12 protein-coding genes are annotated in these 14296 nt (G+C 39.9%); 2 read left to right on the forward strand and 10 right to left on the reverse strand.

All coding sequences use genetic code 11. From position 1 onward, the window contains the following. Positions 1-122: 122 nt before the first annotated feature. The 7 genes from acnD to Q0017_RS11465 form a co-directional block, all read right to left on the reverse strand. Positions 123-2765 carry a Fe/S-dependent 2-methylisocitrate dehydratase AcnD gene (acnD, locus tag Q0017_RS11435; RefSeq protein ID WP_298146872.1) on the reverse strand — a complete coding sequence of 881 codons (2643 nt, stop codon included), beginning with the start codon at positions 2763-2765 and terminating at the stop codon, positions 123-125. Continuing rightward, positions 2765-3916 (reverse strand): 2-methylcitrate synthase, encoded by a 1152-nt coding sequence (prpC, locus tag Q0017_RS11440; RefSeq protein ID WP_298146874.1) that lies wholly within the window; start codon positions 3914-3916, stop codon positions 2765-2767. The genes acnD and prpC overlap by 1 nt, the downstream gene beginning before the upstream one ends. 75 nt (positions 3917-3991) lie before the next feature. Further along, complete coding sequence (prpB, locus tag Q0017_RS11445) at positions 3992-4876, reverse strand: methylisocitrate lyase (RefSeq protein ID WP_298146877.1); 885 nt, start codon at positions 4874-4876, stop codon at positions 3992-3994. A 13-nt stretch (positions 4877-4889) separates the two neighbouring features. Continuing rightward, positions 4890-5561: a GntR family transcriptional regulator gene (locus Q0017_RS11450; RefSeq protein ID WP_298146886.1), complete on the reverse strand. Its 672-nt coding sequence runs from the start codon at positions 5559-5561 to the stop codon at positions 4890-4892. A 393-nt stretch (positions 5562-5954) separates the two neighbouring features. Continuing rightward, positions 5955-6473 carry an IS630 family transposase gene (locus Q0017_RS11455; protein ID WP_298146888.1) on the reverse strand — a complete coding sequence of 173 codons (519 nt, stop codon included), beginning with the start codon at positions 6471-6473 and terminating at the stop codon, positions 5955-5957. A 23-nt stretch (positions 6474-6496) separates the two neighbouring features. Beyond that, the gene (locus Q0017_RS11460; protein ID WP_298145783.1) at positions 6497-6874 is read right to left on the reverse strand and encodes an IS630 transposase-related protein; all 378 of its coding nucleotides are present in this window, start codon (positions 6872-6874) and stop codon (positions 6497-6499) included. A 283-nt stretch (positions 6875-7157) separates the two neighbouring features. Further along, on the reverse strand, positions 7158-8324 hold the full coding sequence (locus Q0017_RS11465; protein ID WP_298146890.1) for an acetyl-CoA C-acetyltransferase: 1167 nt from the start codon (positions 8322-8324) through the stop codon (positions 7158-7160). 320 nt (positions 8325-8644) lie between these two features. On the opposite strand from Q0017_RS11465, the gene Q0017_RS11470 reads away from it, so the two are divergent. Both Q0017_RS11470 and Q0017_RS11475 read left to right on the forward strand, forming a co-directional pair. Next, positions 8645-10240: a fatty acyl-CoA synthetase gene (locus Q0017_RS11470; protein WP_298146892.1), complete on the forward strand. Its 1596-nt coding sequence runs from the start codon at positions 8645-8647 to the stop codon at positions 10238-10240. 91 nt (positions 10241-10331) lie between these two features. Further along, entirely contained in the window at positions 10332-10691 is a 360-nt protein-coding gene (locus Q0017_RS11475; RefSeq protein ID WP_298146894.1) for a hypothetical protein, read from the forward strand. A gap of 34 nt (positions 10692-10725) precedes the next feature. Here the strand turns inward: Q0017_RS11475 and Q0017_RS11480 are convergent, their stop codons facing one another. The 3 genes from Q0017_RS11480 to Q0017_RS11490 all read right to left on the reverse strand — a co-directional run bounded on the left by Q0017_RS11480 (position 10726) and on the right by Q0017_RS11490 (position 14008). Next, positions 10726-11925 (reverse strand): MFS transporter, encoded by a 1200-nt coding sequence (locus tag Q0017_RS11480; protein WP_298146896.1) that lies wholly within the window; start codon positions 11923-11925, stop codon positions 10726-10728. 181 nt (positions 11926-12106) lie between these two features. Beyond that, entirely contained in the window at positions 12107-13162 is a 1056-nt protein-coding gene (locus Q0017_RS11485; RefSeq protein ID WP_298146898.1) for a ParB/RepB/Spo0J family partition protein, read from the reverse strand. A 12-nt stretch (positions 13163-13174) separates the two neighbouring features. Then, the gene (locus tag Q0017_RS11490; RefSeq protein WP_298146900.1) at positions 13175-14008 is read right to left on the reverse strand and encodes a ParA family protein; all 834 of its coding nucleotides are present in this window, start codon (positions 14006-14008) and stop codon (positions 13175-13177) included. Positions 14009-14296: the final 288 nt, after the last annotated feature.

Raw genomic sequence — 14296 nt, forward strand, 5'->3', positions numbered from 1 at the left:
CTGACCCCTGTTGAATACAGAAATCAGTCCTTAGAATCTACCTAACTTGGAGTCCAACTTTTTGGGGTCAGATCATAAGGTAGGGATTTTTTAAACAATTTCAATCACTTTAAATAAAAGTATTAAGCAATCGCTTGTTCATCTTGAGTATTTTCATTGGCTTCTAGGAAGTCTTGTGCAAAGCGCTGTAATACCCCACCCGCTTCATATACAGACACTTCTTCTTCTGTATCTAAACGGCAGGTTACTGGCACTTCCATAATTTGGTTCATACCTTCAGGTGTAGAACGCTCAATCACCAACGTTAAAGTAGAACGTGGTGCAATATTACCAATCACGCTATATAGCTCAGTACCATCTAAACCGAGTGTTTTACGGTCTACACCAGCTTTAAACTCAAGTGGTAATACGCCCATACCTACCAAATTAGTACGGTGAATACGCTCAAAACCTTCCGCCACGATCGCTTCTACACCGGCAAGGCGTACACCTTTGGCTGCCCAGTCACGGCTTGAACCTTGACCATAGTCTTTGCCCGCAACAATAATCAACGGCTGCTTACGGTTCATATAAGTTTCAATCGCTTCCCACATACGCATTACTTCGCCTTCTGGCTCCACACGCGCTTTAGAACCTTGCTTAATCGTACCGTCCGAGCGAACCACCATTTCATTAAACAGTTTCGGGTTAGCAAAGGTTGCACGCTGCGTGGTTAAGTGGTCACCACGATGCGTTGCATAAGAGTTAAAGTCCTCTTCAGGCAAGCCCATTTTCTTCAAGTATTCACCCGAGGCACTGTCTAATACAATTGCGTTAGATGGTGATAAATGATCGGTGGTGATGTTATCACCCAAAATTGCAAGCGGACGCATATTGGCTAAAGTACGCGGTGCTGCAAGTGCGCCTTCCCAATATGGCGGACGGCGAATATAAGTACTTTGCGGACGCCAATCATAGAGTGGACTTTCAGACTTGGCATTCACGCCTAAATCAAACATTGGAATATAGATTTTTTTGAATTGCTCAGGCTTGACTGCAACCTTCACCAATGCATCAATTTCTTCATCCGATGGCCAAATGTCTTTTAAGTAAATTGGATTGCCATCTTTATCATTGCCTAACGCGTCAGTTTCGATGTCAAAACGAATGGTTCCTGCAATCGCATAGGCTACAACTAAAGGTGGAGATGCCAAAAATGCTTGTTTGGCATATGGATGAATACGACCATCGAAGTTACGGTTACCCGATAACACCGCAGTGGCATATAAATCACGGTCAATAATTTCTTGCTGAATGACAGGATCTAATGCACCAGACATACCATTACACGTGGTACATGCATAGGCCACAATACCAAAACCAAGTTTTTCCAAATCACCCAATACACCTGCTTCTTCTAGGTATAAAGCGGCTGCTTTAGAACCCGGTGCAAAAGATGATTTCACCCAAGGTTTACGCACTAAGCCTAATTCGTTGGCTTTACGTGCCAGCAAACCGGCTGCCACAGTGTTACGTGGGTTTGAGGTATTGGTACATGAGGTAATTGCGGCAATAATCACAGCGCCATCAGGCATTAAACCTTCGGCTTCTTGCGCACGTGCAGCCTCTAAATTACCTGCAATACCTTTGGCTTTTAAATCACTTGTGGATACACGTGCATGTGGGTTGGATGGACCTGCAATATTACGTGTCACAGTCGATAAATCAAAACGCAGTACACGCGGATACTCAGCTTCAGTCATATCCGATGCCCAAAGACCAATTTCTTTGGCATAGGTTTCAACCAATTTGACTTGTTCTGCTTCACGACCTGTTAGGGTTAAATAATCAATGGTGTTTTGGTCAATATAGAACATGGCCGCAGTTGCGCCATATTCAGGGGTCATGTTAGAAATCGTCGCACGATCTCCGACCGACATACTATCAGCACCTTCACCAAAGAATTCAAGGTATGCACCCACTACACGTTCTTTACGTAAGAACTCGGTTAATGCCAACACGATATCAGTTGCGGTGATGCCCGGCTGACGCTGCCCCACAAATTCAACACCAATAATATCGGGCACACGCATCCATGATGCACGACCTAACATTACGTTTTCAGCTTCTAAACCGCCAACACCAATTGAGATGACACCTAAAGCATCGGTATGTGGCGTATGTGAATCTGTGCCCACACAGGTATCAGGGAAAGCCACACCAGCACGGTTTTGAATCACTGGAGACATTTTCTCCAAGTTGATTTGGTGCATGATGCCGTTGCCTGCCGGAATGACATCGACATTTTCAAAGGCAGTTTTGGTCCACTCAATAAAATGGAAACGGTCTTCATTACGACGATCTTCAATGGCACGGTTTTTCTCAAAAGCATCTGGGTCAAAACCACCATATTCAACAGCCAATGAGTGATCGACAATAAGTTGTGTTGGCACCACAGGGTTAACTTTAGATGGATCACCGCCTTTTTCAGCAATCGCGTCACGCAAACCGGCTAAGTCAACCAATGCTGTTTGACCTAAAATGTCATGACACACCACGCGCGCAGGATACCAAGGAAAGTCTAAATCTTGGCGATTTTCAATGAGCTGCGTTAAAAATGCAGTGAGTTGTTCCGGCTCGGCACGACGTACCAATTGTTCTGCCAACACTTTAGAGGTGTAAGGTAGTTTGGCATAGCTGCCCGCTTGAATATCTTCAACCGCCTGGCGTACATCGTAATAATCTAAACCTGTATTGGCCAATGCTTTACGGTACAACTGATTCATTACACACGCTCCGCCAATGGTTTAAATTCTAAATCTTCAGGCCCTGTGTAGTTGGCACTTGGACGAATGATTTTGCCATCTTGACGTTGTTCAATCACATGCGCTGCCCAACCTGAGGTACGTGCAATCACAAACAATGGGGTAAACATCGCTGTTGGTACACCCATAAGGTGATAGCTTACCGCACTAAACCAATCTAGGTTCGGGAACATGTTTTTCACATCTTTCATCACCGCTTCTAAACGTTCCGCGATGAGATACATTTTTTTGTTGTTTTGCGCATCAGCTAAGTCTAAAGCGACTTTTTTAATCACATCATTACGTGGATCAGCAATGGTATAAACAGGATGACCAAAACCAATCACCACTTCTTTATTGGCAACACGTTGACGAATATCAGCTTCTGCTTCATCAGCATCGTTGTAACGTTGTTGAATCACAAAGGCAACTTCGTTGGCACCGCCGTGTTTTGGTCCACGTAAAGCACCAATTGCACCAGCAATGGTTGAATACATATCAGAGCCTGTACCTGCAATCACACGCGACGTAAAGGTTGAAGCATTAAACTCATGCTCTGCATACAAAATGAGTGATGTGTGCATGGCATCGATCCATTCTTTTGATGGTGCTTTGCCATGTAATAAATGCAAGAAATGTCCACCAATTGAATCGTCTTCTGTTTCTACTTCAATGCGACGGCCATTGTGGCTAAAGTGGTACCAATACAATAGCATTGAACCAAAGCTTGCCATTAACTTGTCCGCGATATCGCGTGCGCCTGCATAGTTATGATCTTCGTGTTCTGGGCTGAGACAACCTAAAACCGACACACCAGTACGCATGACATCCATTGGATGCGCTGAAGGAGGGAGTTGTTCTAAAGCTGTTTTTAGACCTGCAGGTAAGCCACGTAATGCTTTGAGTTTAGCTTTATACGCGTTAAGTTCAGCTTGATTGGGTAATTTGCCGTGGACTAATAAATAAGCCACTTCCTCAAATTCACATTGACCTGCTAAATCCATAATGTCGTAGCCACGGTAATGGAGATCATTACCACTGCGGCCTACAGTACATAACGCAGTGTTACCTGCCACTTGACCACTTAAAGCAACTGATTTTTTTGGTTTAATTGCGGTGACTGCACTTGTCATGATTATTTTCCTTATTTTGGCGGTTTGGCTACTTAGCGCTCCATGCGCGATTTTTATTTGAGTGTTTGCAAGAATTTATTTGGCTTTTACAAAAGCTGCATCAAGATACTCTTCAAATGCATGATAGTTAATACGCTCATACAATTCTTGACGGGTTTGCATGCTATCAACTACATTTTTTTGCGTGCCTTCTTGACGCAAAGTGACATATACATTTTCAGCCGCTTTGTTCATAGCACGAAAAGCCGATAATGGATATAGTGCAAGGCTTACATCAGCAGAAGCAAGCTCTTGTGTGGTAAATAATGGCGTTGAACCAAATTCAGTGATATTGGCAAGAATCGGTGCTTGAGTGGCTTGTGCAAATTGGCGATACATTTCAAGTTCAGTGATGGCTTCTGGGAATAACATATCTGCACCTGCTTCAATGTATGCACCAGCACGGTCAATTGCAGCTTGTAAACCTTCAACCGCTAAGGCATCGGTACGTGCCATAATCACAAAGCTACTATCGGTACGCGCATCCACTGCCGCTTTAATACGATCGACCATTTCTTGTTGGGTTACAATCGCTTTATTTGGGCGATGACCACAACGTTTTGCACCCACTTGATCTTCAATATGCATCGCTGCGGCACCAAATTTAATTAAAGATTTGGTGGTACGAGCCATATTAAATGCTGATGCGCCAAAACCTGTATCTGCATCAACCAACAATGGTAAATCACATACATCGGTAATGCGGCGGACATCTGTTAACACGTCATCTAAATTACTAATCCCTAGATCAGGTAAACCCAACGAACCAGCTGCAACGCCACCGCCTGACAAGTAAATCGCTTTATAACCTGCACGCTTGGCAAGTAAAGCATGATTGGCGTTGATGGCACCGACCACTTGTAAAGGATGTTCGTTTGCAACCGCATCGCGGAATTTTTGCCCTGCTGTAAGTTGTGACATGTATTTCTCCTGATTATAAAACGATATTGTTTTTAATATTTTGATAAGACGCGCTGATATGACGACGCATCAATAATTCAGCCAATTCACCATCTCCCTCAGCAATCGCATCTAAAATGCGCAGATGCTCCATCAGCGCCTTGCGTGGTCGATTTGGCGTATTAGAGAACTGAATACGGTACATACGAATTAAATGGTATAACTCTTGGCACAACATTTTTTCTAAAATCTTGTTGCCACAATTACGAATCACGCAGTAATGAAAATCATCATCACCATGTTGTACATAGTAGCCCTTGCCCTGTTTAAAGTTCGGATCTTCACTATGTAAACGTAAGACTTCTCTTAAGCTGAGGATCTGCTCTTTATCAATATTTTGTGCCGCAAGACGACAAGCTAAGCCTTCTAAGTTCTCGCGAATTTGATACAGTTCAGTCAACTGCTGACGTGACAAAGACACCACACGCGCACCAACATGCGCTGTACGCTCCACCAATTTTTGCCCTTCTAAGCGATGAATCGCTTCACGCAGTGGACCACGACTAATGCCGTAAATACGTGCCAACTCAGGTTCAGAAATTTTGCTACCAGCAGGTAAATCACCGCACACAATCGCATTTTGAATCTTTTCAAAAATCTGATGCATTAAAGTCGTGCTGTGGTTTTTATCTAATGTAGCGTCCATACGATCCTTGATTAAATTGTCAACAATGTGATCAACATATATTCAAAATACGAGTAAAGTTGCTTTTTTTCAACCACAATTGTCAACAATAATAGAATTTAAGACTAAAGACTAAGAAAAAAACGATATATACAGCACAAAATATCAATTGCAGCACACAATCAGCTCCTCATTTAAGATAAAAAGTGCGCTGTCGCGTTAATATTTGCAAAGAGTTCATCTACATCTACCTATACAGCAAAATTCAAGCTGAATAATTTTTTGCATACTACCGAGTAGTACTTGTTTTTATGAGTGCTGTTGTAAACTTAAACCAAATCACCTATCAGAAATTCAGTTAAAAAAAAGATGACTGAGCTGATCCGTGAGTTATAGCTAAATAAAAAACATAAGCTACATTAAGTTAAATGCAATGTCTAAAGCTTGTGGGAGATTTATATTGTCTTGAGCAACCATGTGCCTGACTTTACTTTTCAAGATCGACCATGCTCTCTCAATAGGATTAAAGTCAGGACTATATGCAGGCAGATAAACGATTCTCGTCTGATATTGAGCTGCTAAATCATCGATCACTTTTCCTTTGTGTATCGATGCATTGTCGAGGATCAGCAAATATTTTTTAGTCTGAATATCCGGGTGTTGCAAACCCTGCAACAAATACGCTAACCAACACACGAAAATATTCCGATCACACGAACCTTGAAACACTAAAGATTGAATAAACTTGAAGGGTGCATTTGATCTGACAGCACCGATCATGCTGAGTCTCGTACCATGCCCACCGGACCTCAATGCATGACAACGTTTTCCTTTGGGAGACCAACCATAGTCTGCAGTTTCATTGGTATTGATGCCTGATTCATCGATGTAAAGAATATGATCCTCACCATATTGCGCTTTCCATTGAGGCAAACACCATTCAAATACAGCACGGCTTAACTTGCAGGCTTGTTTGTAGAGAAAACTCTTTTTTTACGCGTCCAGCCCATTCGATTGAGAGCACCTAAGATCACCTGATAACTCACGCTATATCCAAAGTGCAATGCAAATAAAGGAACAAGATCTTTGGCTTGGGTAAATGGGGTTGTTTTTACAAATGCTTCAAAGGCTTGCAGATCCAGAATGCATGAGGGACGTCCCATATTTGGAGATTTAGGCTGCTTGAGCTGACCGGTCTGTTGTTCGAGTAGAATCCAATCATCTAGAGTCGTTCTTGCAATATTAAACAGTTCGCATGTCTTCGATTTATGCTTCGATTCTTTATAAAACTGCATGACTTTTTCACGTAGATCGACAGAATATGTTTTTGGCATAATTTTAAAATTGAGTGTTTTTTCTATTGTAGCTCATCTTCTTAATTTAGCTATACCACTCAAACCAATCAACTGGCCATGTTATGTTGAAGTTTACAATTTGATTGTCTACATAAAGACCATCTTTAGATGATTGCAGCCACACTACAACTGAATGAGTTATCGTTGTATTTTAGGTTATTGCGCTGCGATTATGCATCGTTATCTGCTGATCAAATTTATTGTAAGAACAAGCCTCAATTTAGCATGATATAAAATTGGGCTTGTCCATGCTTTAGATTATTTAAAGGTAAGCTTCAATAATGGTGACATTGGCCATGCCACCACCTTCGCACATGGTTTGTAAACCATATTTTTTCTTTTCGCGTTGTAGAGCATGTAATAAGGTGCTCATCAATTTTGTACCACTGGCTCCCAATGGATGACCCAATGCAATTGCACCGCCATATTTATTGACTTGGGCTGGGTCAATCTGTAGCGCTTTTATCCATGCTAACGGTACACTCGCAAACGCTTCATTCACTTCAAAAAGATCAATATCTTTTAGGGTTAAACCTGCTTTTTTTAAAGCACGTTGCGTAGCAAAAATTGGCTGTTCCAACATGATCACAGGATCACCTGCACTAACAGTTAAGTTAATGATGCGCGCTTTTGGCACTAAACCATATTGTTGTAATGCACGTTCACTCACAATCAAACAAGCACTTGCACCATCGCAAATTTGACTTGCATTCGCAGCACTGATCACACCATCGGGTTGTAACGCTTGTACATTAGAAATGGTATCTAAGTTAGTATCAAAGCGTACACCTTCATCTTGGCGATGCCATGTACCATCTTTTAATTGAATTGGAATAATTTCTTGCTCAAACCATTGCTGTTCAATGGCGTATTGTGCACGTTGATGACTGCGTAATGCATAACGATCTAAGTCATCACGGCTTAAATCATATTTTTGAGCCAATAGTTCTGCGCCGTGAAATTGGCTAAATGCGTCTACACCAAAACGTGCTTTTATTCTGTCACTTAAAGGATCAGCTGCCAAACCCGCTTGTTTCGCCAATTGAATATTACTAAACATGGGCACACGGGTCATGCTTTCCACACCACCTGCAATAATCATATCTTGTGTGCCACTCATGACTGCTTGGGCTGCAAATTGAATAGCTTGCTGTGAACTACCACATTGGCGGTCGATTGTAACCCCTGGAATATGATCTGGAAGCTGTGAAGCTAAAATTACATTACGGGCAAAAGAAAATGCTTGTTCGCCGCCTTGGGTCACGCAACCTAAAATTACATCATCAATGAGATTAGGGTCAACTTGAGTACGACTGAGTAATCCATTAATTATGTCTGCACCTAAATCGGCTGCATGTATATCACTTAAACGTCCCTTGCGGCGTCCGCCCGCACTACGTACTGCGTCAACAATATATGCGTGTTTCACTGGTCTTGTCCTATAGTCGTTTTTTGTTGTATTTAAAGTTAAAAAATATTTTTATAAATTTCGCAGCGAAACTTAAACTGATCTCAAATTTAAGTTGCTTTGTATTTTAAGTAAAGCAGTCATCTTAAAATGCCTCGCTCAGACAATCAATTGACTTTTAGATGTTTCGCAGCGAAATTTTTAATTGATATAGTCTGACTAAATAAACAGTAGTTTTCATGCAAACTATACAAAGTCTCATTTTTTCTCTAATGTAATCACATGCCATCATAAAAAATATAGGCAATACCACATGGAATATAAAACAATAAGGAATCTTTATGTCAAATCTTTCAAACACTGTACAACAAGCTCGCAATTATCATATCAGTGATATTCCTAAAAGGAGCGCACAGCGTCATCCTCATAAATTAGCATTGGTTGATGGCAACACGCGGCTGACTTACCAACAATTACATGATCAAGTGGAACAACTAGCAGCTTATTTATTACAGATGGGGTTAAAAAAATCCGATCGTTTATTATTGTTTTCGCATAACTGTTGGCAATTTCCTATCATTCACTTTGCTGCTGCCCGAATCGGGGTGCTTACAGTGCCTGTCAATTTTATGCTCAATGCTCAAGAGTTGGCTTACATTATTGAAAACAGCAAAACCCAAGTTATTTTCGCAGAAGATCAACTCACACCAACTGTAGATGAAGCCTTAGCACAAGCCAAACACCAATTAATTCATTTTTATCAAATCCCTTTAAATGATGGTGTAAGCTCAGCAAATTGGAAAAATTTTAATGAATGCTTTACGCAGCAACTAAGCCATTTACCGCCACAACCGCTTAATGCCTATGAACCCATTCGTATGATGTACACCAGTGGGACTGAATCTATGCCTAAAGGCGTGCTTCTCAATAGTGAAGCCCTGATGTGGCAATATATGAGTGCTATTTTAGAAGGTGAGATGCAGGTAAATGATCGGGAATTACATGCTTTCCCCTTGTATCACTGCGCACAATTTGATGTGTTTTTAAATGTAGATCTATATTTAGGTGCAACCAGTTATATTTTACGTGGTTTTGAACCTGAACACGTACTTGCGCTAATTGAAAAAGAAAAGATCAATAAACTATTTTGTCCACCCACTGCATGGATTGCATTACTCAATGCCAAAAGCTTTGCTTTAACAGACTTAAGTTCATTAAATAAAGCTTATTATGGTGCCTCAAGTATGCCAAAAAGTGTCATCAGTAGTTTACTTGAAAAATTACCGCATATTCAGTTTTGGCAATTCTATGGTCAAACAGAGATGGCACCCGTTGCAACAGTGCTTTATCCTGAAGACCATCAAGAATTTTCCACTTCAGTTGGAAAACCTGCGTTCCACGTGGAAACTGCCATTATGGCTAAAGATGGGCGCTTAGTTGAAACTGGCGAAATTGGTGAAATTGTTCATAAAAGTCCACATTTAACTTTAGGTTATGCCGATCAAGATGATAAAACTGCTGAAGCGTTTGCACATGGCTGGTTTCATAGTGGCGATTTAGGTTATTTTGCACCAACCGGTCATCTGTATATTGTAGATCGCATTAAAGATATGGTGAAAACAGGTGGTGAGAACGTTGCAACTAGAGAAGTTGAAGATGTAATCTATCGTTTTAATGCCATCCAAGAAGTGGCAGTATTTGGTGTACCTCATCCACATTGGATTGAAGCCATCACAGCGGTAATTGTAATTAAACAGGGACACCACTTTGTTTTAGATGAGTTGTTAGCGCATTGTAAAAAACATCTATCAGCTTATAAAATGCCTAAATCGGTGCACATTGTTGAGGCACTACCTAAAAATGCCAGTGGTAAAATTTTAAAGCGTCAATTACGTCAACAATATCAAGCACTGTATATACAAGAACAAACTGCTTAACCACATTTATGAGGTATTAAGACGCACTATAGCTACAAACTATAGTGCGTTGCGCTATGATGTAGGCTTATTCCAACCTCACCTTTATTTTATGAAAAGAACTCTTTGCCTTGCTAGCGCAATTTTTATAAGTTTCGCAGCGGGATGTGAAAAAAATGATGTAATAGTACAAAGTACATCCTCTTCTGAGCCTCAAACTCAATCTTTAAGTTCCTTTGAACAAGCTGACAATAACATCACCCTATTAACCGATCAAATTGAAAATACAACACTCAGTAAACTACAGCGTCAAAAGCTACTTTGTATTGAATACCCTAAAACTTACCAAGAACAGTATATGCCGGCATTTTTAGCACTTCAGCCGGCAGATACCAGTCAAGAAAAGCTTATCCAACAGATGCAATTTACTTTAAATTATTATCAGCAACGCTTCGACATTAAATGCAGCTAAATATTGACCTACCTGAGTAGGTCTTTTTTAACACTCAATGTTGAGTTTTAGGCAAGAAAATTGTCAATAAACCCAATAATGGTAAAAAAGCACATAGTTGGTAAACAAAAATAATACTTGAATGATCAGCCAATACCCCTAAACCTGCTGCTGCAATACCACCAATGCCAAACATTACACCAAACATTAAACCGGACACCAAGCCTACACGCCCAGGCATAGCTTCTTGTGCATACACGACCATAGCTGAAAATGCCGAAGAGATGACTAAACCAATTATAATCGACAAGATGACTGTCCACATTAAATTCACATAAGGTAAAACTAAAGCGAAGGGAATAATGCCTAAAAATGACACCCAAATGACTGCACTACGTCCAATTTTATCGCCAATGGGTCCACCTGCAAACGTACCTAAAGCCACTGCTGCTAAGAAGGCAAATAGGTAAACTTGCGAATCTACAAGGCTTAAGCTAAAACGTTCCATGAGATAGAAGGTGTAATAGTTGCTAATACTTGCAATGTAGGTAAATTTGACCAACATTAATACACCAATCACTCCAAGTGCACGATACAGTAAAATTCCCTTTAAGCCAGTATGCTGAACAGCACTTTGTTTTTTAGGTAGCTGAGCTTGCTGAATCAACCAACGACTCACTCGAAAAAGTATGAAAATGGCTAGAAGTGCAAAACCTATAAACCAAGCCACAGCACTTTTACCATTGGGTACAATAATTAACGCAGCCAGCAAAGGGCCTATTGCAGAGCCACTATTGCCACCCACTTGAAAAGCAGATTGCGCTGTACCAAAACGCCCACCAGAGGCCATACGTGCCACACGGGATGCTTCTGGATGAAACGTTGAAGAGCCAATCCCAACCAATACAGCTGCTAATAACAAGATATAAAAATGTGTAGCAAACGCCATTACTGCAATGCCAATCAACGTGATGCTCATACCAACAGGTAGCAAATACGGTAATGGATGTCGGTCAGTATATAACCCAACAAAAGGCTGCAATAATGAAGCGGTAATTTGATAAATAAGCGCGATTAAACCGATTTGTGAAAAGCTTAAATTAAATTCGATTTTAAGCATTGGATAAATTGCAGGTAAAACAGCTTGAATCAAGTCATTTAACAAATGTGCGATTGCTACCGCAGCAACTATCGATATAACCATCTGATTCGGTAGATGATCTTTAGAAGATTTACCTGTACTTTTGGGTGGCATAATACTCCTGACTGCACCTGAACATGTGCCATAGCAATTGTAAACACTGTCATCATAACCTGACTTTAAAATGATAGCTAAAGATGCATATATTTTTATTGGATTCGCTTGTGTAAATACATGATGTAGAAAAAGCACCGAGTCGGTGCTTTTTTGATGTTTCGCAACGAAAATTAAAAAATTAAGCCAGTTCTTTTAAAAAGGCTTTAATTTTATCAAGTTTAGTTTCATCCAAATCCTCTACACTCATACGGATAGACACTACTGTTTTTCCTTTTAAGCTTTCAGAACATTTTAAGGAGCCAAACTTTTTGCCTGCCGCATTAAGTAAACTTTCTTGTTGAGGTTTAACTTTACTAGGTGTAGGCGTCTGTACCAACTCTGGAGCTGGTCTGTGCATATCTTTTGTTACAGGCTGAGCATCCTCATACAAAGTTTGCGCCTGTTGTTCAAAACTTTTAATAAACTGTGTATTGCGTTTTCTATGATGCGCAAAATCTAAAGTCAAATAATCTTTCCAAGCTTGATATAAAAGTTCATTTGCCTGTTGTGGACCAAGTTGTTCTTTGACCTTATTAAAAGCTGTTTTTAAAAGACTGGCTCCTGAACCACTTAAAGCATCAGGCATGACCTTTAAATCATCGCGAATACATTCAGGCAAATCAAACAGACTGATCAAACGATAATATTTATTACGAGAAATATTAAATTTCTCTGTTATAAACTCAACATTGTCGATGGGATAACCAAAACGTTCACAGTTATTTAATAATGCATGCGCAATTTCGTAGTCAGATAAGTCTGCACGGTTAATATTATCAACCAATGCAGTTAAAGCAGCTTTTTCATCACTAACATCTTTGATCAAACAATCAATGTCTTTGAGCTTTAATATATCTCGAATAGCATGTAAACGACGTTCCCCACCAATTAGTTCATAACGACCATTTTTAGGACGCACAACAATTGGATTGATCTGTCCATGTTGACGAATATTGTCGGCCAGATCTTGTAGATCTTGACTATCTAAAGCTGCAACGAGACGTGGCTGATACGGCGACGGATCAATTAAATCTACGCTTAAACGTTTTAAAGCACTACCATACTGGTTACCAGTTTGCGCACGACGTTGTACCGGAGACAAATTTTCCTCTTGTGTTTGCTGGTTTTCAGTTTGAACTGAAGTGACTTTTTTTTCTTGCTTTTGTTTATGAAGCAACTGATTAAACTTTGACATAAAGCTTTTCCCTTAAGCTGCTTTTTGTTGCTGATACTGTCGTTCAAGCAAATCTACAATACAATTAATTGCGGCAACTGCAGGAGATTTGCTTGCTGCTAAATCATAAATTGACATTTTAGTAATTGCAGCTTGCTCAAATACAGCCGACTGTGGAATCAACACAATTTCAGGATGAATGACCCGATCCTCTAGGACCACAGTAGAAAATTCATCTTCTAGCTGTTCCTTCATATTCTTATCAGCAAGTTGGTTTTTTTTGAAGAAATTTAAAACAGGACATAAAATTTTCAATTCAGGGTTAATTCGATCTAGGCTGTCCATTGCATCTAGAATCTTTTCAAAACCCTCAATTGAATATTGTCCTTGAGCAGGCAGGATGAAGTTATTTACAGCCACTAAGGCATTAAAGGTGAGTGTTTCAATTTCAGGTGGACAGTCAACCAAAATAAAATCGTAGTCACCTTCTATACGCGATAAAATACGCGATAAGATTTCATTTGGAATTGGACTATTTCTTTGTAAGTTACGTGCAGCATCGCCAATGCGTTTTGAACTTGGCAATAAACTGACATTATTAAAACGCGTTTGTTGATCTTTTAATAGGGCAAGATTTGGCTCAAAGCGCTTATAGTCATCAAAAAAATCAGCCACAGAGTAAGCCAATTCTACTGCAGGTGTCACACTAATATGATTTGTCGCATTACATTGTGCGTCTAAGTCAACAATAAGGACTTGATAACCTCGATTGGCTAAAGCGACTGCAACATTCACAGTGATTGTTGTTTTACCCACACCACCTTTATTTTGAGCGACTGCAGTTTTCAACGCTTTATTTCCATTCATATAGATACCTAGCAATGTATTTTTGTACTGCTATGAATCTAAGTATTTTTTGTAAAAAAAGCAATGTGTTTAAAAAAATAAATACTTAGTTGATTACTTTTTAAATCTTATTTCGCAGCGAAACTTGAAAAATATCCTAGTAAATACAGAGGTAAAATTTTTACTTCGAGCTTTAGTAGAAGATTAGAAGATTATTTAAATTTTTTATCTCTTTCAGTTTTCAGTTTTCAGTTTTCAGTTTTCAGTTTTCAGTTTTCAGTTTTCAGTTTTCAGTTTTCAGTTTTCAGT

This window comes from uncultured Acinetobacter sp. (genome assembly GCF_947624825.1).
GTDB lineage: Bacteria > Pseudomonadota > Gammaproteobacteria > Pseudomonadales > Moraxellaceae > Acinetobacter.